Genomic DNA, 23,141 nt, shown 5'->3' with positions numbered 1-23,141 from the left:
TTCGATTTTCTGCGCCATACACGAAAGGAGTTCTTATGCCTATCTCTACCACCAGTTCCCGTACCCCCTCCCTGAAAAGCGTAGCCATCGGCGCCGCCGTGGCGCTGTTGAGCGGCATCGCCATCAACAGCATCGCCGCTGCCGCACCAGGCGCGTACGACAAGCAATTCCTCAGCAAGGCCGCCGATGCGGGCAGCACGGAAATTGCCGCAAGCAAAGTAGCGCAAAGTAAGAGCACCAATGCGGAAGTGAAGAAATTCGCCGATACCATGGTCACGGACCACACGAAAGTGGCTGAGGAGCTGAAACAGCTGGCCAGCAGCAAGCAGATCGAGGTCAGCGACCAGCCCGGCAAGAAACACCAGGCGCAGATCGACAAGCTGAGCCGCCTGGAAGGTGCGCAGTTCGACAAGGAATATGCAACCACTATCGGCGTGGCCGCGCACAAGGACGCCGTGAAACTGTTTACGGATGCCAGCCAGAAGGCGAGCGACCCCGAGATCAAGGCCTTTGCCGCGAAGACCTTGCCAGCGTTGCAACATCACCTGGAAATGGCGAATACCTTGCATGCGGCGGTGGGCAAATAGCCAAGTTGACGGCAATTAGCGGGGACATGCTTGCTGTACGTGCCGTACGGCAAGCATGTCTGCTCTTGACATACAATGCCGCAACTTCGTTTTCGGCCATGCCATGACCTCATGCAGCTACTCAAGAAAACCGGCCTGATCGCCGCCGCCTTCCTGCTCATCATTGTGCTGGCAGGCTGGCTCTTCATCAAGGTAAGCGCGGCGCGCAATGCCACCGTCTATGCACAGCAGTGGAATGACCAGGGCACGTGCGTGATCAAGACCTATGTACCGCATTACGGCAACGGCGTGTCGCAGAACATCGTGCGCGCGCTGAGCACCTCCACCTTCTTCCGCGTGTACCACAAGGATGGCACTTTGCTTGAAAGCACGGAATGGGTGCTGGACATGCATGAAGACGGCATCCTCGACCATGCTCGCTGGGGCCAGAACCAGAACCGCGCCATCTACCCGACCGACCTGGGTTACGAAGGCTGGACCTTGCCAGAATGCGCGTAAACGGGGAACCATCATGCAAGAAGTAAAACAAAAGGGGTTGCGTGGCCCCTGGAGCGACGCTCTCTACGTTCCCACCTTGTACCATTTCCTCGGCCCTTTCGACGTGTATGACCGCGAACACACCCTGGGCGCGGAGCTCGACACCTGGGACATGAACGATCCAGCCCAGCGCGCGGCGCTGATACGGCGCGACATCACCTCGCAATACAAGGAGCTCAGCTACCGCCACCGTCACGCGCTGGTGGCCGTGCTGGCGCAAGCCTTGCAAGACCCTGCCTACGATTTCCAGGCCATCCTCGAACACGACCCCGAGAGCACATACGCCCTGCCCGTGCTGTGGGACGAAATGGACGACCCGCGCACCTTCTTTGCCGATATCCACCGTCTGGTGCGGCAAGACTGGCGCGACGATCTGGCGCGCGCGGCGGTGGAAGACCCGGCCAGCTGGTAGCGCGGCACTGGCGCCACACTATCGACACGATAGCCTGCGCCTGCCTTCCCCCTATGACATATCGATTGCTGCATCGTGCACGCAACGTTGCAAAAACGCCCGTCTGAAAAAATATCTGTTGCACCAGCGCATCTTCGCTGGCATCGCGCTACCATGCACCGTCGGCATTCCGATAGGCGCCGCCTCACCGCGCCGGTTCCCCACCGGCGTCCCTCTGCCGCAATGTGAAGGAGATTCTCATGCCCAAGTTCGCCCCTGCCATGTGCCTGTCGCTCATGCTTGCCGCCGCTACACTGCCGTGTATTGCCAGCGCTGCCGAAGGCGGCGCCACGCGCGCCGACGCGGAAGCCATGGTCAAGAAAGGCGTGGCCTACATCAAGAGCGCCGGCGACGCCAAGGCGTATGGCGAGATCACGGCCAAGTCGCCGCAATTCATCCTGCACGACCTGTACCTGGTCGTCTACAAACTCGACGGTACGGTCGCCGCGCATGGCGCCAACCAGAAAATGGTGGGCAAGAACTTGATGGAGCTGAAGGATATCGACGGCAAGGCTTTCGTCAAGGAACGAGTCGACCTGGCCAAGAGCAAGGGCACGTTCTGGCAGGAATACAAATTCACGAATCCGGAAACCAAGAAGATCGAACCGAAGGCGATGTACTGCGAAAAGCTGGCCGAGACCGTCGTCTGCGGCGGCATCTACCTGTAGCCAGCCGCCGCGCCGCCAGTGCCGGGATGGTTTTCCACTCTCTTGACGATATGGGTTCCGATGAAAATCGCACAGAAGATGTTGATCGTCCCGGTGGTCGCGCTGGCTTGCCTGCTGGCCATGGGGGCCTTGTCCTACTTCGCCATGCAGCAGAACGAGCAGCGCATGCGCGAACTGAAAGACGTGACCCTGACGGCCGAGCGGCTTGCCAGCCAGCAAGCCATTGCCCTGGGCCAGGTGCACGCCGACGTGTATGCGAAGATCGCCATCGCCGCCAGCCTGTCGGAGGAACAGTTCAAGCAATTCGGCGCGCAAACGGATGGCCAGCTGAACGCCATCGCGCAAGGCTTGAAGGAATTGCAGAAATTCTCGGGCGCCGCCACGGAAGCGGGTCAGGCGCTGCCCGGCATCGAGCGCTACCGTGCCAGCGTGGCGCAAGCGCTGGACCTGGCGTCCATGGATCCGAATACGGGCGTGGCAGCGATGCAAAATGCCGCCGGACACTACCAGCAAGTGCGCGGACAGCTGCGCCAGGTGCTGCTCAACCTCGACCACCGTACCGTTGACGCCTTGCAGGAAACAAAAAATGCGGGCCAGCGCGCCGGCTGGCTGTCGCTGGGTACCATGGCCATCGGCTTCGCCTTGCTGGCCCTGATCGCTACGTGGGTGGCGCGCTCCGTGGTGCGGCCCATCGATGACGCTTGCCGCGCCGCCGAATCGCTGGCCGCCGGCGACCTGACCACGCGCATCGAGGCGCAGGGCGACGATGAAGTGGGCAAGCTGTCGCGGGCGCTGGCCACCGTGCTGAAAAACTGGAACACTTTATTAGGCGAGATACGCCAGGCGGGCTCCACCATCACGGTGGAAGCGAGTGAAATCGCGCTCGGCAATGCGGACTTGTCGGCCCGCACGGAGTCGCAGGCCCATTCCTTGCAAGAAACGGCAACGTCCATGCACGCCCTGACCGATACCGTGCGCGAAAACGCCAGCCACGCGCACCAGGCCAATCAGATGGTGTTGTCGACGTCGAACGTAGCGCTGGAAGGCGGCCGCGTCGTGGGCCAGGTGGTCGAGACGATGGGTTCGATCAAGGCCAGTTCCGGGCGTATCGTCGACATCATCGCCGTCATCGACGGCATCGCGTTCCAGACGAATATCCTCGCCTTGAACGCGGCCGTGGAAGCGGCGCGCGCGGGCGAACAGGGGCGCGGCTTTGCCGTCGTCGCCACCGAAGTGCGGGGCCTGGCGCAGCGCTCGGCCACGGCGGCGCGCGAAATCAAGCAGCTGATCGAGGATTCCGTGGCCCGCATAGAAACGGGCAGCGAGCTGGCCGACAGCGCCGGGCGCACCATGGGCGATATCGTTGCCTCCGTCCAGCAGGTGACGGAAATCATGAACGACATCACGGCGGCCAGCCAGCGCCAGAGCAAGGGCATCGAGGAAGTCAACAATGCCATCACGGAAATGGATGAATTGACCCAGCGCAATGCCGCCCTCGTCGAGCAATCGGCCGCCGCCGCGCAAAGCATGCAGGACCAGGCGCATGATTTATTGCGCGTGGTCGACGCCTTCCGCCTCGGTGACGGCGGCCCGCCCTTGCTGCCGCGTTAGTGACGTTGCGGCAATGCGGCCCTGGCGCAGGCCAGCATGTTGCCGCCTGCCGCGGCCAGCGCGGGATCCTGGTCCGCCTGCAAGACCTTGCCCCGGCTGTTCTGATCCTCGTAACTGCCCAGCATGGCCGCATACAGCGAGGCCTGGTCCTGCAAACGCCAGATGGCGCTGCGGGAATTGCCGGGCGCCTCAGGCATACTGGCGCTGAAGTAACTATACAGGCCGCCGATCTGCTTCTTGTGCAGCCATTCCATCAATTGCACGATGCGGTACTGTTCCAGCAGGCTCAATTCGCTGACATTCACGCTGGACAAGGCGTAATACAGTTCCAATCGGGCCATCCAGTTGCCCTTTGCGCCGGCCGCCACCAGCCCTTCCCAGGCGAGGCCGGAGCGCACATCACGCACGGCGCGCGGCGCGCCTGTCCAGGCGTCGACAAAGGCCTGGTCCGGCACGGGGCCGTAGTCATCGGGCGCACGGCAGACGAACTGGCGCGCATCTGGCCCGCCATCCTTGAGCGCGTTGCCAATCTGTTTGGCAACCTTGTCGCCGATGGCCAGCAGGCGCTTACCATAGCTCTCTATCGTCCAGCTCGAAGGCAAGCGCCCCAGCCAGGCCAGAGCATCGTCGTTGGCCCGCGCTTGCACCGCATAGGCGGCGATCCTGGCCTGCATCTTGGCTTCTTTCTGCTGCTCCGCCAGCTTGCGCGCATCCTGCTCTTCATCATGGCGGCTCGTGGTTTTGGCCAGTTGCATGCATTGCTGGAAGGCTTCCGGCGCACCCTGCCAGCATTGTGCCGGGACCTTCAGCTGCCAGCGCATGCTGACGGTTTTCAAAATATAGTTTTCTTCGCCCACCTCCGCCTTGACATAGGCGCGGCCGTCCGCCGTGGTCACGCCTTTGCTCAGTTGCTTGCCGCCAACCGTGCTCCAGGTATACGGGTCATCGTCTTGCGGCACGCCGGGCACGGCGTACAGGGTCAGGTAGTGGCTGGCTGCGGCGGGCGCATCGGCCGCCTGGCAGAGTGGCGACAGCAGGGATAAGGCCAGTAAAGTGCTTCCAGGTTTCAGTTTCAGCATGCAGCAATCGTTCAATGCAGTTCGGTATGGCAGGCGCAATCGTGGCCGCTGGCCGCTTCCGACAGGTTCTGCAGGATGGCGCAATCTTGCGACGGCTGCGGCTGGTCGCATTGGTGGCGCAAGGTTACCAGTTGCTGCTGCAATATTTGTAAATTCGCCATTTGCTCGGCGATGCGCAAGATGTGGTGGTCGAGCAATTCATTGACGCTGTGGCAGCCTTCGGCCGGGTTGTTCTTAAATTCCAGCAAGGCGCGGATGTCCGTCAAACCGATCTGCAGGGAGCGGCAATGGCGGATGAATTGCAACCGTTCCTGGTGTTCTTCGCGGTACTCGCGGTAGCCGGCGCTATTGCGCCCCGGTTCCTGCAGCAAACCCGCCTTTTCATAGTAACGCACGGTTTCCACGTCACAATCTGTCCGTTTGGCCAGTTCTCCGATACGCATGGCATCCCCTTTTCATTCTTTCATGCAAATTCTGCTTGACCCTGTAGCGGCTACAGGCTTTCTAATGGAAGCATACACGAAACCGGAAGGACGAATGCGATGCCACACGATAGCCATACCCATACGCACGACCACGACCACGCGCACAAGCATGACCATAAGCACGACCATGAGCACAAGCATGACCATGCACCCAAGGCGGCCAGCTGCTGCTCCAGCCAGCATGCGTGCTCGTCCACGCCTGCCGACGCATCCGCACCGACCCTGCCCAGTGCGGCCATCGCCGGCGCGAGCACGGCCAAATACCGTATCGCCAACATGGATTGCCCCACGGAAGAACGGCTGATCCGCAACAAGCTGGGCAATATGGCTGGCGTCGTGGGCCTCGATTTCAACCTGATGAACCGCGTGCTCGACGTGCACCACACGCTGCCCTCGCTGGCCACGGTGGAAGCGGCCCTGCATGGCATCGGCATGGAAGCGATCCCCATGGCAGCGGACGCCGCCGTTGCGCGCGACCCGAACGAAGGCAGCCTGAGCGGCCTGCAAAAAGGCTTGCTGGTCGTCTCCGGCCTGGCTGCCGCGGCGGCCGAAGCACTGGCCTGGACCACGCATGAAGACAGTTCGCCCCTTGTCATCACCCTGGCCCTGCTGTCGATCGCCACGGGCGGCTGGCCGACCCTGAAAAAGGGCTGGATTGCCCTGAAAACGTTCACGCTGAACATCAATTTCCTGATGAGCCTGGCGGTTTTCGGCGCCGTCGCCATCGGCCAGTGGCCGGAAGCGGCCATGGTCATCTTCCTGTTCGCCATTGCCGAGCTGATCGAAGGCTTGTCGCTGAACCGGGCGCGCAACGCCGTGCACAGCCTGATGCAACTGGCGCCCGACACGGCGACGGTCGCCGACGCCAGCGGCGCCTGGCAGCCAGTCTCCGTCGCCACGGTGGCCATCGGCGCGACCATGCGCGTGAAACCGGGCGAGCGCATCGCACTCGATGGCGTGGTGGCCAGCGGCGAATCGTCCGTCAACCAGGCGCCGATCACCGGTGAAAGCATGCCGGTAGACAAGGCTGTGGGCGACGTCGTGTATGCGGGCACCATCAATGAACGGGGCTTGCTCGACGTCACCGTCACGGCCAACAGTGGTAACAGCACCCTGGCGAAAATCGTCAAGGTGATCGAGGAAACACAAGGAAAACAGGCGCCCACGCAGCGCTTTGTCGACAATTTCGCCCGCTACTACACGCCGGCCGTCGTCGTCTTCGCCATCCTCGTGGCCGTGCTGCCGCCCCTGCTTTTCGGCGCGCCCTTCATGGACTGGATCTACAAGGCGCTGGTGATGCTGGTGATCGCCTGCCCGTGCGCACTCGTCATTTCCACCCCGGTCACCGTTGTCAGCGGCCTGACGGCTGCGGCGCGGCGCGGCATCCTGGTAAAAGGCGGGCAATTCCTGGAAACCGGTTACCGCATCAAGGCCATCGCCGTCGATAAGACGGGCACCTTGACCATGGGAAAACCGGCCGTCACGGACGTGGTGGCGCTCGATGGCAGCGACCGCGACGCCATCCTGCTGCTGGCAGCCAGCCTGGACGCGAACTCCGCCCACCCCCTGGCCGCCGCCATCGTCAAGGCCGGCCCGCCCGCCGGCAGCCACTTGCCCGTGACCCAGTTTGCCGCCCTGCATGGACGCGGCGTGCAAGGCAATATCGATGGCCAGACGTATTACCTGGGCAATGCCCGCCTGATGACGGAATTGAAGGTCTTGACGCCGGCATTGCAAGGCATCCTGGTGCGGCTGGAACAGCAGGCGTACACGGCCATGGTGCTAGCCACCTCAGCCGGCGCGCTGGGCGTCATCGCCGTGGCCGACGTGCTGCGCCCGACGGCGGCGTCCGCCATCGCCAGACTGAATGCGCTGGGCGTCACCACCGTGATGCTGACGGGCGACAATGTGCTGACGGCGCAGCGCATCGCTGCCGAGGTCGGCGTCAGCCTGGTCAAGGCGGAATTGCTGCCGGAAAACAAGCTCGATGAAATCAAGGCCTTGCAGCAGCAATTCGGCGTGGTCGCCATGCTCGGTGACGGCGTCAACGACGCCCCTGCCCTGGCGCAGGCCGACATCGGCTTTGCCATGGGCGCGGCCGGCAGCGACACGGCCATCGAAACGGCGGACGTGGCCCTGATGGATGATGAACTGGGCAAATTGCCTGAATTCATCAGCCTGAGCCAGCGCACGCGCAACATCCTCGTGCAAAACATCAGCTTTGCCATCGGCATCAAGGCCGTCTTCTTCGGCCTGGCCCTGGCCAGCATGGCAACCTTGTGGATGGCCGTGTTCGCCGACGTGGGCGCCAGCTTGCTCGTGGTGGCGAACGGTCTCAGGCTGTTGCGTGGCAGCAAGGCCAAATAAATCCGAGTGGAAAACTTTCCATCTGGACAATTGGTGTAAAAAACGCTACTTTGGCAGCTGTTCCCCACCGCCGCCAAAGTAGCCGATGACCTTACTGCCCCGCCTGACCCTGCTGGCCACTCTGCTGGCTGGCACCTCGCTGCATGCCGAACCGATGTTCTTCACCCCCTGCGCCGATACGGCCAGGCCCGGTAGCCTGTGCTCGGGCTTGAACGTGCCCGGCAGCTACGATGCCCAGGGCCACGCCGTGGGCGACAGCGACGCCATGCACGTCTTTGTGCGCAAGTTTGCCGCCGATGTACCTGCCGGCAAACCGGCCAAAGGCACCCTGTGGCTGGTGGCGGGCGGTCCCGGCGAATCGGGCGCCTCGTTCTACAGCTTGCTGCCCACCTTGCGCCGCAGCTTTCCCGGCTTTGAATTCCTCATCCCCGACCACCGCGGCACGGGCCATTCGTCGCGCCTGTGCAAGGTGGAGGAATCCGAACAAAGCCCCGGCGGCCGCGCGCTGGCTGGCGCTGAATGGGGCAGCTGCTTTGCCGGTCTCAACCTTGTACCGGAATACGCGGGCCAGTTTTCCATCACGATGGCGGCGCGCGACTTGCAAGCCCTGATCGAAGGCGAACGCAAGGTCAAAGGCAAACAGCCGCCCGTCTATGTATACAGTGTATCGTATGGCACGCAGCTGGTCTTGCGGGCATTGCAACTGGGGCCGCTGCCCGTCAAGGGCGTCATCTTCGACTCGCTGGTGCCGCCGCAAACGGATGCGCGCTGGGATTTGAGCCAGCGTTCGCACGTGGTCAACACCGTCGGCATGCAGGTGCTGGCCGAATGCGACGCGGATGCGGCTTGCCATGCGGCACTGGGCGAGCCGGCTGAAACGCTGTACCGCCGCGTGCTGGACAAGGCGCAAGCGGACCCCGCCCTGCTGGCGAAGATCCCCGGCAAGAACCTGAAAAACTTCCTGGGCGGCATGCTTGACGTGCCAAACGCCCGCGCGCGCATTCCGTATCTTCTGCGCGAGCTGGACCAGGGCGGCGAGACGGAACTGGCGTCCGTGCGCGTTACCTTGACGCAGGCGGCGGCCAGCCTGGGCAGCTATCCCCAGTCGCCGTTGTCGATTCCGCTGGTCAGCATCATCAGCAATTCGGAAAACAATCTGCAGCCGTCCTTGCGCCCCAACTGGGCCGCCACCGACATCGACCGCGATGAGGAGAAATTGCTGTTTACCAGTCCCCTGCCCCGCATCCTGCTGGGCGGCGGCTTGCCGACCTACCCGCGCGACGCCTATTTTGGCGCCTTGCCGGCGAAAATGCCGCCGACCCTGGTGCTGCAGGGAACGCTGGACCCGAAGACGCCGTACGCGGGCGCGCAGGCGCAAGTGCAGGCTTTGACGCAGAGCAAGGCCGGCAAGGTGGCCCTGTCCACCGTGCACAAGGCCCCGCATTTCCTGTTGTGGACGGCGCCCGCCTGCTTTGAACAGGCCAGCACCCGTTTTATTGCCGGCAAACCGGCGCACGATTGCACGCTGTAGTTCCCCCCACTATATAGAAGAGGACGATATGCGCATCACAGGCCTGGCATTGCTGCTCTTAACTTGTTTCAACACGGCGCAAGCGGCTCCCGTACCTGCGTGTGCCTCGCCTACGCAAGCCGTGCGCGAGCAAGGCTATGTGCCCATCAATGGCATCGAGCAATGGATCACGGTCACGGGCGCCGCCTGCGGCAATCCCGTGATCCTGTTCATCCATGGCGGCCCCGGCAACGCACTGAGTCCCTACGCGGAGGCCATCTATACCGGTTGGGAACGCCACTACACCCTGGTGCAGTGGGACCAGCGCGGCGCCGGCATGACGTATGCGAAACAGCAGCCGACGGAAGACATGACCTTGACGGTGGAACAGATGCGCGACGACGGCATCGCCGTGGCGCGCTATATCGAACAGCATCTGGGCCAGCAGAAAGTCATTTTGATGGGCAGTTCCTGGGGATCGATACTGGGCGTGCACATGGCCAAGGCGCGCCCCGACCTGTTCCACGCGTATATCGGCACGGCGCAGGTGGTCAATGCCAGGGACAATGAGACCGGCATGTACCGGGAAGTGATGGCGCTGGCGCAAGCGGCTGGCGATACCGCCACGGTGGACAAGCTGACGGCGCTCGGTGCACCGCCATGGACGGACCCGCGCAACTTCGGCATCTTGCGCCGCTTCGACCGCAAATATGAAGGTTTGGCAACGGATCCGCCGCCCAAGCACTGGTGGCAGCCGGCGCCGTTCTACGCCACGCCGCAAGCCCTGGCGGATGCCGAGGCGGCCGATGACTACTCGTACATCCAGTTCATCGGCCTGCGCGGCGATGGCATGTTCGCCAAGGTCGACCTGCCTGCGCTGGGCACGCGCTTTGACTTGCCCGTGTTTTTCATCATGGGCGAAGCGGACTTGCTGACCTCGCCCGTCATCGCGCGCACCTACTTTGACAGCATCACGGCGCCGGCCAAAGGTTTTACCTTGGTGAAACGGGCCGGACACGACCCCAACCAGGCCGTGCACGACGCCCAATGGACGGTCTTGCGCGACAAGGTGGCGCCGCTGCTGAAGCGCTGATCCATCAGATCGAGATCGCCCGGCGTGCCCGCAGATGCAGGTGGCGGATGGTGGCCGCGGCCGCCATCAGGATGGCGGAAGCCGTAGCCAGCACGACAATGAACGCCTTGTCGAAGGCCGAGCGGGCCAGTTCCGACACTTGCAAGCCCAGTTCGGCAGGCAATTGCTCGGCGGCCAGCAGCGCCGCATCGAGGGTGTCGTGGGCGTTCGGCAAGATGCCAGCGCTTTCCGGGATCACCAGGGTGGCGCTGTAGACGGCCGACAAGATGGTGCCCAGCACCGTCACGCCGATCACGGCGCCCAGTTCATACGACACTTCCTCGATCGAGGCTGCCATGCCGGCTTGCTGGGGAGCCACGTTCAGCATCACGGCGCTCGATGCGGCCGTCATGACGGCGCCCAGGCCCAGGCCCAGGATTACCAGGCTGGCCACTTGGGCAGAGACGGCGGCGTCATGCAGCACCAGATACGACGCCATGCCGATGCCGGACAACAACAGCGAACCCCACAACACCTTGGCCTTGTCGGCGCGCGGCAGCATGAAACCGGTCAGCGGTCCCGCAAACACGGACGCCAGCGGCAATGGCAGCAGCAGCAGACCCGCTTCCAGCGGAGATAACTCACGCACCAGCTGCATGTGCTGGCTCAGCGCCAGTTCCATGCCGATCAGAGCGGCGGACGCCACCATGGCGGCGGCCACGGCGCTGGAAAACGGCAGTTCGCGGAACAGGGCGAAGTCGATCAGCGGCTTGGCCTGGCGCTTCTGGCGGCGCACGAATTTGAGCATGAAGAAGGCGCCCACGGCGAACGAAGCGGCGGCCAGCGCATACGAGGGCTGCGACTTGCCCAGCTCCTTGATCGCATACACGCCACCAAGCAGACCCATCATGATTTGCAAAGAACCCTTCAGGTCCCACGGTTTGTCGCGGTTACCGGCCCGTTTCGGCAGGACGACGGCGGCCAGCACCAGGGTCAGCAGCACGATGGGCACGTTGATCAGGAAGACGGAACCCCACCAGTAATGTTCCATCAGGAAACCACCAAGCACGGGGCCAAACGCGGCGCCGCCGGAGGCAATCGCCGCCCACACGCCGATGGCGAACGAGCGCTCGCGGTTATCCGTAAAGGTCAGGCGAATGATGGACAAGGTGGCCGGCATCATCAAGGCGGCGCCGATGGCCAGCAGCACGCGGGCAAAGATCAGCCATTCCGGCGCGGGCGAAAACGCGGCGCACAGCGAGGCGATGCCGAACACGGCCAGGCCGGCAAGGAAAACGGGTTTGTGGCTCAAGCGGTCACCGAGGGTACCGAGGCCGGGCAGCAGACCGGAGACAACCAGCGCGTACACGTTGATGATCCACAGTTTTTGCGAGGAAGTGGCCTGCAAGTCGCGCGTCAGCGCGGGCAAGGCGGTGTAGAGCACGGTCATGTCGACCACGATGAGGAACAAGGCGCTGGAGACGATGGCCAGCGTCAGCCATTTTTTCATTGGATGCATGGGTAACTCAGTAATTTTAGTATAACTTTTAACAACTATCTGTTTGGATAAAGCGGGTGCTGCGCAAATATTTACGTTCCAGGCTGCCACGGGCCTGGGCTTGTCGGGGGCGGCGGGCGTCAGCCACGGTCACCATCCTTGTCATCCACGGCGGAGGTCATCGCGTCGAGTTCGCGCAGCATGACGACGGACACTTGCTTGAAACCGCGTCCCTGGAAGAAGGTCTGCGCCGTCAGGTTGTGCGCGCCGCATTCGAGGAACAAACGGGCGATGCCGTGGCTGTGCAGCTCATCGGCCACCCACTCCACCAGCTGGCTGCCGATGCCGCTGCCGCGCACGGAAGGCAGCAAGACCAGATCGTCCAGCGCGGCGAACGATTTCGAAGCGCGCTGGCGCGTGTCAATGGAGACCAAGGCCATGCCGACGATGGTTTCGCCCGATGTGGCAACAGCCAGCAGGGTCGAATCGCCATGCGCCCAGTCATGCGACAGGGCGGCGCGGATTTCGCCACGGATGACCTCAGGCAAGTCCGCGCGCCAATTGCCTGGCGCGTCGGCGCGCTCGCCCTGCAGCTCCGAATGGGAGATATAGTCGGCGCTGACGTTGTCAAGATATAACTTGCACAAGGTATCTTCGGCGGTGGCGTCGTGGCACCAGCTGAAGCTGATGGCGGGTGAATTGGCTTGAGCGTTTTTCATGGCGGATCTCGTGTTGTTGAAAATGTAAAGGCATTTTATGTCGCCCCTGAATGGCATTCAAGTTAAAATCCATCTGTAAAACAGATAGGTGGATGCCATGCAATGGACTTTGGAACAAATGCGCTACTTTGAAGCGGCCGTCGCGGCCGGTTCTTTCTCGGGCGCCGCGCGCCGGCTGGGCCGCGCGCAATCGGTGGTCAGCACCTCGATCGGGCTGCTGGAAGCGGAATTCGGCGTGGAACTGTTCGACCGCTCGCGCCGCAGCGCCGTGCTGACGGAAGCGGGCAAGGTGATGCACCTGGAAGCGTGCGAATTGCTGCGCCAGGCCGAGCGCTTGCAACTGCGCGCCCAGTTGCTGAGCGAGGCGCCCGAAGCGCAGCTGACCCTGGCGCTGGACGAAGCCCTGCCCTACCTGGCCATCGGCACCCTGGTCAAGGAACTGGCGGCGCGCTACCCGGCGCTGGAACTGGTGATGCTCAACGCCACGGCGTCCGAGGTGGCGCAATACGTGGAGCAGCAGCAAGCCGACGTGGCCTTCCACTTCGACCGCGGCCCGATTTCTCCCGTGCTGGAACAGCAGCACATCGGCAGCGTGGCGCAAGGCGTGTTCGTGGCCAAAGGCCACCCCATGGCCCACGGCCAGGAAGTCAGCCGCAACGAGCTGACCCGCTACCGCCAACTTATCATGGATTCCGAGCTCAACCGCGAACACGCGTTCAGCCCCGCCGTCTGGTTTTCCGACAGTTTCTACAGCATCGCGGAAATGGTCGCGGACGAGCTGGGCTGGGCAATTCTGCCCCTGAACATCGCCAATTACGACAATTACAAGGGGTATCTGCAGGAAGTGCCCTGCCCCGCGCTGGCCTTGTCGCGCCTGCCCGTGCGGCGCTTGTCAATTCATGGGAAAAAGCTCAGCGAGACGAGTTTGTGGCTGACGACGAGGCTGGCGGAGTTGCTGCTGGATGGGCCGCGGGGGTGAGGTACGCTGCGATGTAATGGACCTGTTGCTCAGGAAGCGGTAGCGACGTTCATGAGGCATCCGGTGTTTCTTGCATGACATCCACAACGATTGTCCCTTGCTGCAGCACCACCACCCTTTGCGCCATGGCGATGGTTTCCGGCCTGTGCGCAACGATCACGCGCGTGAGCGTGATTGTTTGGATTGCCGCGTTCACCGCCTGTTCGTTGCGCGTATCGAGGTGGCTGGTCGCTTCGTCGAGCACCAGCAACTTCGGATTCTTGTACAGGGCGCGTGCCAGCAGGATGCGCTGTTTCTGGCCGCCGGACAGGCCGCTGCCAATGTCGCCTACCAGGGTATTGAAGCCCATCGGCATGGCGGCGATTTCTGCATGCACGGCAGCCAGGTGCGCGCAGGCTTGCACTTGCCGGTCATTCGGAGACGGGGCAAAAAAGCTGATGTTGTCGGCGATCGAGCCAGCGAACAAGGTGTCTTCCTGCATGACCGTGCCCAGCAATTGCCGGTAGTTCGTCAAGCCCAGGCTGGCCAGCGGGATGCCGCCGATGAGGATCTCGCCTTGCGTCGGCTGCAGCAAGCCGAGCAACAACTTGAGCAAGGTTGTCTTGCCGCAGCCCGACGGGCCGGTAATGGCGATGCACTGGCCAGCGGGAATGTGCAGATTGAGGCCGCTCAATACATCCGGTTCGCCATCGGCATACCGGAACGTCAGGTTGCGGATATCGATCGATGGCGAGATATCGTCCATGTCCACCTCGACGTCGCTGCCGTCTTCTTCCGCGTCCGTCAGGACGATGTCGGCCACCCGTTCGCCATGCAGGCGCAGCATGCGCAGCTCGAACAGTTTGTCGACCAGGCTGGCCATGCGCTGGCTGAACTGGTCCTTGTAGCTGATGAAGGCGAACAGCATGCCCACCGAAAAGCGGTTGTCCAGCACGGCCAGCGCCGCCATCCAGATGACGATCACGCGTTCGGCGCTGAAGAGCAAGGTATTGGCCGTCTGGTAGGAAACAGACAGCTTGGCGATGCGCAGGTCGGCATTGAACTGGTCGGCCAGCGCGTTGGTCCAGCTGGCGCGGCGCTCGGCGGCGCGGCCGAACAGGCGGATGCTCTGGATGCCGCGTACGGATTCCAGGAAGTGCGTCTGTTGCCGGGCCGCATGGATGATCTGCTCGGCCGTCGCCTCGCGCATGGCCTTGAACAGGGCCCAGCGCAGCAATACATACAGTAGCACCGCGATGCAGGCCACGCCCGCCAGCAGCGGGCTGTAGAACAGCATCATGCCCAGGGTGGCCAGCACCAGCACGCCGTCGATGGCGCCTTCGATAAACTGCGTCGTCAGGCTATGTTGCATGGTTTCGATGGAATTGAAGCGCGAGACGATATCGCCCGTGTGGCGCTTCTCGAAGTACTGCAGCGGCAGCTTCAGCAAGTGGGCAAAGGCGTTGCCCAGCCATTGCAAGTTCAGATTCGTGGCCAGCACCGTCGTGATCCAGGAACGCACGGCGCCGATGGCCGTCTGTACCAGCACCAGCAGCAAGAAGCCGCAGCCGAGCACGGTGATCAGGTCGCGGTCGGCGGCCAGCAAGGCTTCATCGACCAGCCATTGCATGTAGAACGGCGCCACCAGCGCGCACACCTGCAAGGCCAGGCCCAGCACCAGCAATTGCAGCAAGCCGCGTTTCAGGCCTACCACGCGCCCCATCAGCGACAGCAGCGAAAACTGCTGCTTTTCCTCGGCCTTTTGGAATTCGGCGGTGGGCGTCAGTTCCAGCGCCACACCCGTAAAGTGTTTCGCCACTTCCGCCAAGGGCAGGCGGCGCTCGCCCACGGCCGGGTCGTGGATCACGGCATGGCTGCCGGACACGGACTTGAGCACGACAAAATGGTTCAAGTCCCAATGCAGGATGGCGGGCAGCTTCAGCTCGGGCAAATGCTGCATGTCGAGTTTCAAGGGGCGCGTATGCAGGGCCAGCCCCTGCGCCATCGCCATCAGCCCTTTTAAAGTCACGCCTTTCAATGACACGGAAAAGCGCCGGCGCATGCTGGAAATGTCGGTCTGGTGGCCCCAGTAGCTGGCCACCATGCACAAGCAGGCCAGGCCGCATTCGGCCGCTTCCGTTTGCAGCAGGACGGGCAGGCGCTGACTGCGCCAGAAGGACAGGTGGGCAAGATCAGGAAGGTGCATGCGTATTGTGGGTATCAATCAAGAGAGGGCTTACAGGCGCCCGGAAATGCTGAACAGGGGTTCCAGCACCCATTCATACAGGCGCCGCTGTTCCAGCAGCACGCTGGCGTCGACCAGCATGCCCGACTTCAGTGGCAGGGTTTCGCCATACGCCTGCACGCTCTGGCGCTGCAAGCTCAGGCGGATGCGGTACAAGGGTTCACCATTCGTGCCGCTGACGGCGCCCGGCACCGCCAGCTCTTCGGGCCGCAGCGAGGTGCTGGCCACTTCGCGCACGAGCGCCGGATACTGTCCGAATTTCTGGTACGGATAGGCCTGGTAACGCAGCAGCACCGTCATGCCCGGCTTGATGAAGCCAACCGAGCGCGACGGCGCGTAGATTTCCGCTTCCAGCTGGGCGCCTTGCGGCAGCACGGAGGCGAGCACGCTGTTGGCCGCCACGGTCTGCCCCAGCTCGGTGGTGATGGCCGTGACCATGCCATCCTGCGCCGCGCGCACGAGGATTTCGCGGCGCGCCTCGTTTTCCGTCAGGTCCTGTTCAATGGCGGACACATTGCGCTGCAAACCTTCCGTGTCGCGCTGCGCCTGCACCTGCAAGTCGCGCACGTCCGCTTGCGTGGTGGCCAGTTCGCGGCCGCTAGCCGACTTGATGCGCTGCAATTCCGCCAGGCGCTGATGCTGGTCCAGCAGCTCGGCCTGCTTATCCTGCAGTTGCGCCGATGAAATGTAATGGGTGGCGTGCAGCTCGCCGTAGCGCTGGTAGGACTGTTCCGCCAGGGTGATGCGGCGCTGTTGCAGCGCGATCTGGTCGTCCATGCGGCCGATTTCCGCCGCCAGGTCGCTGGCCCGGCGCTGGCCCGCCGCCATGCGTTGGCGCGATTGCAGGCGCGACTGCTGCAATTCCGCGTCATAGCTGTCGCGCCGGCTTTTCAACAGGCTTGATACGAGCTGCTGGGGCGCCCCCGCATTGGTGCTGCTGCGTTCGCCCGACAGCACGAACAGCACCTCGCCCGCGCGCACGGCCTGGCCCTCTTTGACGCGTACCCCGGCAATGACGCCCGCCTGGCCCGGCATGATGCGGATCACGCCGCTGGTCGGCAGCAGCACGCCCTGCGACTGCGCCTTGCGGGTGGTGCTGAAGAAGATAAAGAAAGCGACGATGGCCAGCGCGATGGAGAGGAACAGCCAGGTCAGGAATACATGGCTGACGGGGCGCGCAAGCAATACGGTGCCGTATTGTTTATTGCCTAGATGCTCGATGGCTTGCTGGCGGAACAGCTTTTGAACGAACGGATCAGGGCTTGCGACGGAGACGATATTGCAGAATTGATTATGCAAGATAATATTCTTTTTCGAATAAAAATTGATTGCAAGGTCGCTAATTGATGTTATGAGAAATGGCTGATCAATTCGCTTTCTTAGCGAGATTGGCAAGCGGTGTCACATGGCTGACATGCAGTCTAGACGCCAACTAAGAGCAAGCCGTACAAGCGCTGCCAGCTACCCACCTAAATTTTTCGACTTACATTTTTTCAGCGAGTAACTTTGCCAAACTGAGATTCCTTTGCTTGTGCAATATAGGCTTCGACCGATTCCATTCCCAAAGCTTTACGACGTTTGTTGACGCTATCTATGTCATCGATCTCAGTCGATGGTAATGTGATACCTTCATTGCTTACTAAGAGTTGCGTGCCATAAATTTGTTTGCCTGTCCTGCGAAGCTGAATTCGGTCAGAGAGGTGAGCAAACTGCTTTGGATCAACTGTCCCATTTCGTACGCGGCCTTCGATCACCGCTAGGGCTCGCATCTGCAGCTGATCGTCATGGTCAGAATGTTGCGCGATGAGCTGTGCAGCCGACGACGATCTTCCATCGAGAGTCTCCTCACTCGGCCATCCGCATCGATCCAAGATAGATTTTAGCTTTTCACCGTTCACGTGATTCAAGGTCTGCACCTTCAAATTCCAATCTGCACGTTCCTCCGGTCCTTTAAGTCCAATATTATGCCCATCATAACGAAGGGATTGATCCGCTGTGGCCATTTGGTCTAACTCATCAGGCACCGAAGAACAGTTTTCCGAAGCACCCGCATTAAATATGAATGAGAACAAAATTGGTAACAAGTATGCACAAATTATTTTCATGGTTACTTTCTATAGTATTGTTGGGCTGCGGCCAGAAACATGCCTATCAGCTATCCACATCAAATCTCTGAAACTTTTGTCACGCAGAATTTCTTTAACCGTTATTCCTGGGCTCTTGCTTTTCCATTGAAAATCAGGGTCGCGCTCAATTAAAAAGTCAGAAAATGCATCAATTAATAAAAACTCAGGAATCATTTGCTCCACCCACATGAACTACCCGGCTTCATTAACTTCCAGGAAAATATAATCACCATCAGGTATTACAACGAAATCTAGGCATCCAAAGACAATTCCCAGATCTCTCATAAAGGCAATGCACATTTCTTGTACTGAAATAGGAAGCTTGTGTGCAACTGCAACCAATGCGTTTTTTTCAGATGACATGCGCCAGTCTTCTTTGTCTGGGGCATGCAACGCAGCCGCAACACAATGTTTTCCCATAATTGTTACCCGGACTTCAAAATCCTTTTCAATGTATTCCTGGTAAATTCCGGGACAAACTTGAAGCAAATCGTCAGATGGTAAATCGCTCTCATGCAAAATCCGGGTGTATGTTATTAATTGCCTGTCTTTATAAGTCCAATTGAATCCTCGCAGAGGCTTATAAATCGTCTTGCGCGGCGATAAAAATTTTAGAAAATCTCGTACATCGGTCGGTGAATTTGTGGCCAGTGTTTCCGGAATTTTTAATCCAACCCTTTAGGGGCGAACTGGAATCGACGCGACGAAACCATCTAAAAATAGAAAATGAAAAAATTCCCCAACACGCCCTGGATAATAAAATACTGATTCAGGCGATGAAAATATGGCAGGAGAAGAAGCCGAATTTATTCTTTAAACGCATCTATAACCAGGCGGTTCTTGATATATAAAATAATAGAGCGTTCGGATTGAACCCCGAGCGCTCTAAAAACTACTTTTTGTTACGATAGTAAAGAGTGAATGCAGCCATCATCGCGATGAAGAAGAACACAGACGAAATTACTACCGACGATGCCTTCCCATCGGCGCCGTTCACCAATGGGTAGATCAATGGAAACACAAAAGAAAAAATCAAAGTTGCCACCAAAGCCATTAATATGTTCTTTGCCATAGAGGCTCCTTTTTTTAAGCAATATAATTATAATAAGATCCATTGCCCTATTCCCGAGGAACGCCACCAGGAGATACATTCATTTTTTTTCAAGTTCTGCTATTGCTCTGCCTTGTTAAATTTTCTCTTTCTTGATTTGTAAATATAGAAAGAAACAAAGGTCAATGAGATTAAAAATATAATTATTCCGTTAAAAATGGAAGGGTTGCGCATTGAGAAATTCAGTAAGCAATAATAAATCCATGCGCATTCACTCAATAGGAAAAATAGCAGGGAAATCGATGTCGCGAAAAAAATTATCGACACAATGATGCTTTTATCAAAATTTTTCATGGCTATTCAAGAGTATTTGATGCAACAATCATCACTGGGCAGTGATGCTGCTTATCCTAAAGCTAATAAATTCTGCCGCATATAAGATTAGTCCTAAAAATTTCTGGATGGGATGATGCTGGCATACAATGCTGTCTCATCTCACCTCTCTGTCGGCATCCAGCTTGCGCTGTACGTCGGTATTACTAAGGAGCACAGCATGGATTTCGATTGGCACGGCGGCGTCATTACCCGGCAGACCAGCGTCGACGCCCGCTATAAAAACACGCAAAACGTCAGGCGCTTCCTGTTGGATCAGTGCGGCCCCGGATTCAGACTCGACCGTGATCTTATGGCCTGGATATGCGATGGCGCCGCCAAAACCATGGGCGATGTGGCCGATGAATGGATGCGCCGACATAGTCAAGCCGGCGATGCATAAATAAATATTGATAAGTACTGAAAGCTTTACATGATTCACTCAACCGTCGTAAGCAGCTGGCTCGCCATGGCAAAAGACGATGCCGTGGAAATTGATCCCGACGACATCAACCACGAAGCCCGAACCAATATGTGGAGCTTTTCGCCCACGGACGAGGAAACGCCGCAGATCCATGCGGCCGATATCGTCGAGTTCATTGGTGAGGTGATCGCGGCGCGTAGTAGCGCACTCGCTGGCGAAGACATGCTGTTCTATTGCTGGCACGATGCGCAATGCCGGCAGTTGCGCTACAGCCTGGTGTCGCGCTCGCATGGGCGGCTGCCGTTTCGCTGCGAACTGCGCGAAACGCAGGATCTGGCGCTGATCGCCGAGCGCGTGGTGAACGGGGACTGGCGCAACGAACACTATATGCAGTCACCATCGGAGAATGACGATGAGCAGGAGGCAGCGCCATTCGTCCTGCCCGTGTTCGTGGTGCCTGTGCCGTAGGAATCAGCGACAAATAATCAAGCCAGGAAACGCGCGGGCCGGCAAGCTTTCAAGGCTGATCCTGGCTCGCCAGTGACGATTTCCTCGCTGGCAAGCTGGCCCACGATGGCGGCCAGCACAACGCCTGGATGCATGACGCACACGTACGCGCCTTCGACCTGGGGCAAATGGCCGACGATGGGCACGCCATCGGCCGGCATGGGACGCAGGCCGATGCCGGCGAATTCTGGCGCGATGGCCTCGGCTCCTTCCAGTTCATTGCGGATTGCGCTGGCCGTGCGCTGCGCCATGGCGGCGGGCTGGTTTTCCGGCGCGTCGTCGAGGTAATCTTCCGCCGCCAGCATGGTGCCGTCCTCGGCTTGCCGCACTTCCATTGCATGGCTGGAAATAATGCTGTGCACCAGGCCGGGCGGCGCCTGGTAGCGCATGAAAATGGCGGGCGAGGCGTGGATGGGCAGGCTGGCGCCCAGCATCGCCGCCAGCGCAGCAGTTCCCGTGCCTGCCGCCAGCACGACCACGTCCGCGTCCATGAGGCCAGCGACCGTTTTCACGCCAGTCACCCGCGCGTCCTGGACCACAAAACCCAGCACGGGCGTATGCGTGCGGATGGTCACGCCCAGCACCTTGGCCGCTGCCAGCAAGTCGTGTGTGGCGGCAACGGCGTCGAGCGCGCCCTGTTCCTGCTCAAAGATCGCCTGTTCCGGCGGCCGCCGCAGACGCGGTTCAAGCTCGGTGATGCGCGCGCGGTCTATCAATAGGGACTCGGGCGACACGCGCCCATCCTGCGTGCCATACGACAAGGCGCCGTGCCAGCGCACTTTTAATTCAGGCACCTGCGTTTCCAGCCGGCGCCAGGCCGCGATGGCGCCACCGCGCAGGGCCGCAATGGGGTCGGGACCGGCGCAGGACGTGTTAATCCACGCGAACGACGTACCCGTCACGCCGCAAGCGATGCCGCCCGCCTCGACCACGGTGACTTTTTCACCCTTGCTGGCCAAGTGATATGCGAGCGAGGCGCCCACGATGCCGGCGCCGATGACGATGATGTGCTGGGGTTTTTCGCGATTCATATCTGTCAATTTTGTTTATTTATCACAGGGCATAGTCTACCCCAGCCGCCCGTAAATCCAGCGCATACGCATGGCCATCGACAACCTTGCCTGCCACGATGGCAATATCGGGCACGGCCGTTCCCTGCACGAAACCGCAGCGTTCCAGCACGCGGATCGAGGCCGCATTGCCGTCGATAGCGTAGGCGCACAGACTGGCCAGCCGCCACTCGTCTTGTGCCAGGGCGATCAGGTGGTACAGCGCGGCTGTGGCCAGGCCCTTGCCCGCCTGCTGCTCGCCGATGCGGTAGCCGACTTCGGACGTTTGCGCTTGCCCGTCGATATCCTTGAGGTTGGCGCGGCCGATCAATTGTCCCTGTTCGTCGACGATGACGCAGGGGTGCATGCGCCCCTGTGCGTGCTCGTCCAGGAATTGCGCGACGTGGGCCTGGATGCCGTCAATGCTGTAAAAAGTATCGGGACGCCGGTCGATATGGCGTTCGAACCAGGCCCGGTTGGCGTGTTCGAAGGCCAGCAAGGGCGCGGCGTCGTCCGGACGCAGGGTGCGAATGATGTGTGTACTCATGGAGGCTCCTGGAAAGGCATGAGTCTAGTGACGCGCTGCCCGGCCCGTCAATCTTGATTCTACGAATCAATATACAGATACAATCGCCGCCATGAAAAACGACTTATCCGCCCTTGACGCGGCGCGCCTCCTCGGCGTCAGCCTGCCCACCCTGTATTCCTACGTGAGCCGGGGCTTGCTGGCTTCCGTCAGCAAGGGAGATTCGCGCCGCAAGCGCTATCCGCAGGAAGAGGTATTGCGCCTGGCGGCTCGCAAAAATGACGCCAAGCGCGGCGGCCAGACGGCAGTGGCCGCCATGCACTGGGGCTTGCCCGTGCTCGAGACGCGGATTTCCCACATTCTCGATGGCCGGCTGCTGTACCGGGGCTGCGATGCGACGGCGCTGGCCGAGTCCGCGACGCTGGAGACGGCCGCCGGCCTGCTGTGGGACGACAACGCGACAGACTATTTCCAGCAAGATGCGCCGGCCCTGCCTTCAGGACTGGCCTGCGCATCAGATGCGACGCCGCTGGCGCGCGCCATGCTGGCCATGACCATGCTGACGCCAGCGGACATGCCGCACGCGCTGGAGTCCGGGCCCGCCTTGATGCGCCTGCTGGCCGCCGCCCTGCTGCAGACGGCGCCATCCACCCTGCCGCTGCACCAGCAGTTGGCGCTGGCGTGGCAGGCGGACCCGGACCAGACTGAATTGCTGCGCGCCGCCCTCGTGCTGCTGGCCGACCATGAATTGAACGCGTCCACCTTTGCCGTGCGCTGCGTCGCCTCGACGGGCGCCAGCCTGCCGGCCGCACTGGGGGCAGGATTGGCGGCCTTGTCCGGTGACAAGCACGGCGGTGGCAGCGCGGCGGCCAGGTGCATGTTGACGCAGGCGCTGGCCGCGCCGGACGCCAGGGATAGCATCGACGCCTTTTACAAGACCGTCGCGCCGGAATTCGCCGGCTTTGGCCACCCGCTGTATCCGCTGGGCGACCCGCGCGCCGCGTATCTGCTGGACCGCTTGTCGGCGCTGTCGCAAGCGTATCCGCAGTTGCGCGCCATCCTGTCCGTCTGCGCCACGGCGGGCGAACTGCTCGATGCGCGTCCGAACGCCGATCTGGCGCTGGCGGCCATGGAGCTGGCGTTTGGCTGGCCCGCGGGCGCGGGCATGAGCGTATTTGCCCTGGCCCGCTCGACCGGCTGGATTGCGCATGCCGCCGAGCAAGCCGCCAGCGCGGCGCTGATACGGCCACGCGCACGCTACATCGGACGCCACCAGCGCGACTAGCAATTGGCGCTTGA

Annotated in this window: 24 protein-coding genes; 12 read left to right on the top strand and 12 right to left on the bottom strand. The window is 60.9% G+C overall.

The annotated features are described in order from the left end of the window. Positions 1-35: 35 nt before the first annotated feature. The 5 genes from FG13_RS04855 to FG13_RS04835 all read left to right on the top strand — a co-directional run bounded on the left by FG13_RS04855 (position 36) and on the right by FG13_RS04835 (position 3,854). Positions 36-587, top strand: a complete 552-nt coding sequence (locus FG13_RS04855; RefSeq protein ID WP_051958547.1) for a DUF4142 domain-containing protein — start codon at positions 36-38, stop codon at positions 585-587. 111 nt (positions 588-698) lie between these two features. Next, complete coding sequence (locus FG13_RS04850) at positions 699-1,085, top strand: hypothetical protein (protein WP_035818899.1); 387 nt, start codon at positions 699-701, stop codon at positions 1,083-1,085. 13 nt (positions 1,086-1,098) lie between these two features. Then, complete coding sequence (locus tag FG13_RS04845; RefSeq protein WP_035818896.1) at positions 1,099-1,536, top strand: hypothetical protein; 438 nt, start codon at positions 1,099-1,101, stop codon at positions 1,534-1,536. A gap of 239 nt (positions 1,537-1,775) precedes the next feature. Next, positions 1,776-2,243, top strand: coding sequence for a cache domain-containing protein (locus FG13_RS04840; protein WP_307789077.1), 468 nt, complete (start codon positions 1,776-1,778; stop codon positions 2,241-2,243). A gap of 60 nt (positions 2,244-2,303) precedes the next feature. Further along, positions 2,304-3,854, top strand: a complete 1,551-nt coding sequence (locus FG13_RS04835; protein ID WP_235211665.1) for a methyl-accepting chemotaxis protein — start codon at positions 2,304-2,306, stop codon at positions 3,852-3,854. Here the strand turns inward: FG13_RS04835 and FG13_RS04830 are convergent. Further along, a complete protein-coding gene (locus FG13_RS04830; protein WP_035818890.1) occupies positions 3,851-4,933 on the bottom strand; it encodes a hypothetical protein in 1,083 nt (360 codons plus the stop codon). The genes FG13_RS04835 and FG13_RS04830 overlap by 4 nt on opposite strands. Positions 4,934-4,944: 11 nt before the next feature. Further along, on the bottom strand, positions 4,945-5,376 hold the full coding sequence (gene cadR, locus FG13_RS04825) for a Cd(II)/Pb(II)-responsive transcriptional regulator (protein WP_035818887.1): 432 nt from the start codon (positions 5,374-5,376) through the stop codon (positions 4,945-4,947). 99 nt (positions 5,377-5,475) lie between these two features. On the opposite strand from cadR, the gene FG13_RS04820 reads away from it, so the two are divergent. From FG13_RS04820 to FG13_RS04810, 3 genes are all read left to right on the top strand, one after another. Next, on the top strand, positions 5,476-7,785 hold the full coding sequence (locus FG13_RS04820; protein ID WP_035818885.1) for a heavy metal translocating P-type ATPase: 2,310 nt from the start codon (positions 5,476-5,478) through the stop codon (positions 7,783-7,785). Positions 7,786-7,870: 85 nt separating this feature from the next. Then, positions 7,871-9,316 carry an alpha/beta fold hydrolase gene (locus FG13_RS04815; protein ID WP_051958543.1) on the top strand — a complete coding sequence of 482 codons (1,446 nt, stop codon included), beginning with the start codon at positions 7,871-7,873 and terminating at the stop codon, positions 9,314-9,316. A gap of 28 nt (positions 9,317-9,344) precedes the next feature. Then, entirely contained in the window at positions 9,345-10,388 is a 1,044-nt protein-coding gene (locus FG13_RS04810; RefSeq protein ID WP_081922440.1) for an alpha/beta fold hydrolase, read from the top strand. A gap of 4 nt (positions 10,389-10,392) precedes the next feature. Here the strand turns inward: FG13_RS04810 and FG13_RS04805 are convergent, their stop codons facing one another. Next, positions 10,393-11,877 (bottom strand): MFS transporter, encoded by a 1,485-nt coding sequence (locus tag FG13_RS04805; protein ID WP_327062644.1) that lies wholly within the window; start codon positions 11,875-11,877, stop codon positions 10,393-10,395. Positions 11,878-12,005: 128 nt separating this feature from the next. Then, the gene (locus tag FG13_RS04800) at positions 12,006-12,584 is read right to left on the bottom strand and encodes a GNAT family N-acetyltransferase (RefSeq protein WP_035818876.1); all 579 of its coding nucleotides are present in this window, start codon (positions 12,582-12,584) and stop codon (positions 12,006-12,008) included. Positions 12,585-12,681: 97 nt separating this feature from the next. On the opposite strand from FG13_RS04800, the gene FG13_RS04795 reads away from it, so the two are divergent. Then, positions 12,682-13,563, top strand: coding sequence for a LysR family transcriptional regulator (locus FG13_RS04795; protein WP_035827285.1), 882 nt, complete (start codon positions 12,682-12,684; stop codon positions 13,561-13,563). Between the two features lie 49 nt (positions 13,564-13,612). On the opposite strand, the gene FG13_RS04790 is transcribed toward FG13_RS04795, so the two are convergent. The 6 genes from FG13_RS04790 to FG13_RS30370 all read right to left on the bottom strand — a co-directional run bounded on the left by FG13_RS04790 (position 13,613) and on the right by FG13_RS30370 (position 18,985). Continuing rightward, complete coding sequence (locus tag FG13_RS04790) at positions 13,613-15,748, bottom strand: peptidase domain-containing ABC transporter (protein ID WP_035818873.1); 2,136 nt, start codon at positions 15,746-15,748, stop codon at positions 13,613-13,615. Positions 15,749-15,778: 30 nt separating this feature from the next. Further along, positions 15,779-17,086, bottom strand: coding sequence for an HlyD family secretion protein (locus tag FG13_RS04785; protein ID WP_051958542.1), 1,308 nt, complete (start codon positions 17,084-17,086; stop codon positions 15,779-15,781). A gap of 194 nt (positions 17,087-17,280) precedes the next feature. Then, positions 17,281-17,892 (bottom strand): DUF6624 domain-containing protein, encoded by a 612-nt coding sequence (locus FG13_RS29905; protein ID WP_152598685.1) that lies wholly within the window; start codon positions 17,890-17,892, stop codon positions 17,281-17,283. Positions 17,893-17,901: 9 nt separating this feature from the next. Beyond that, entirely contained in the window at positions 17,902-18,102 is a 201-nt protein-coding gene (locus FG13_RS29900) for a hypothetical protein (protein WP_161784147.1), read from the bottom strand. 3 nt (positions 18,103-18,105) lie between these two features. Continuing rightward, positions 18,106-18,432 carry a hypothetical protein gene (locus FG13_RS29895; RefSeq protein WP_152598683.1) on the bottom strand — a complete coding sequence of 109 codons (327 nt, stop codon included), beginning with the start codon at positions 18,430-18,432 and terminating at the stop codon, positions 18,106-18,108. Between the two features lie 373 nt (positions 18,433-18,805). Continuing rightward, entirely contained in the window at positions 18,806-18,985 is a 180-nt protein-coding gene (locus FG13_RS30370; RefSeq protein WP_035818868.1) for a hypothetical protein, read from the bottom strand. 532 nt (positions 18,986-19,517) lie between these two features. Between FG13_RS30370 and FG13_RS04775 the strand changes: the two genes are divergently transcribed. Beyond that, entirely contained in the window at positions 19,518-19,739 is a 222-nt protein-coding gene (locus tag FG13_RS04775; RefSeq protein ID WP_051959559.1) for a DUF6434 domain-containing protein, read from the top strand. Between the two features lie 66 nt (positions 19,740-19,805). Further along, complete coding sequence (locus FG13_RS04770; RefSeq protein WP_051958538.1) at positions 19,806-20,228, top strand: hypothetical protein; 423 nt, start codon at positions 19,806-19,808, stop codon at positions 20,226-20,228. A gap of 17 nt (positions 20,229-20,245) precedes the next feature. Here the strand turns inward: FG13_RS04770 and FG13_RS04765 are convergent, their stop codons facing one another. Together FG13_RS04765 and FG13_RS04760 are read right to left on the bottom strand one after the other, a co-directional pair. Then, positions 20,246-21,298 (bottom strand): NAD(P)/FAD-dependent oxidoreductase, encoded by a 1,053-nt coding sequence (locus FG13_RS04765; RefSeq protein ID WP_035818867.1) that lies wholly within the window; start codon positions 21,296-21,298, stop codon positions 20,246-20,248. A gap of 22 nt (positions 21,299-21,320) precedes the next feature. Beyond that, positions 21,321-21,863: a GNAT family N-acetyltransferase gene (locus tag FG13_RS04760; protein ID WP_035818865.1), complete on the bottom strand. Its 543-nt coding sequence runs from the start codon at positions 21,861-21,863 to the stop codon at positions 21,321-21,323. A 91-nt stretch (positions 21,864-21,954) separates the two neighbouring features. Here FG13_RS04760 and FG13_RS04755 point away from each other — a divergent pair, with 91 nt between their 5' ends. Further along, on the top strand, positions 21,955-23,127 hold the full coding sequence (locus tag FG13_RS04755; protein ID WP_035818863.1) for a citrate synthase: 1,173 nt from the start codon (positions 21,955-21,957) through the stop codon (positions 23,125-23,127). Positions 23,128-23,141 lie beyond the last annotated feature (14 nt).

Source organism: Janthinobacterium sp. RA13 (assembly GCF_000745325.1).
In the GTDB taxonomy this organism is placed as follows: Bacteria; Pseudomonadota; Gammaproteobacteria; order Burkholderiales; family Burkholderiaceae_D; genus Janthinobacterium; species Janthinobacterium rivuli.
This window is presented reverse-complemented; position numbering and strand designations above follow the sequence as displayed.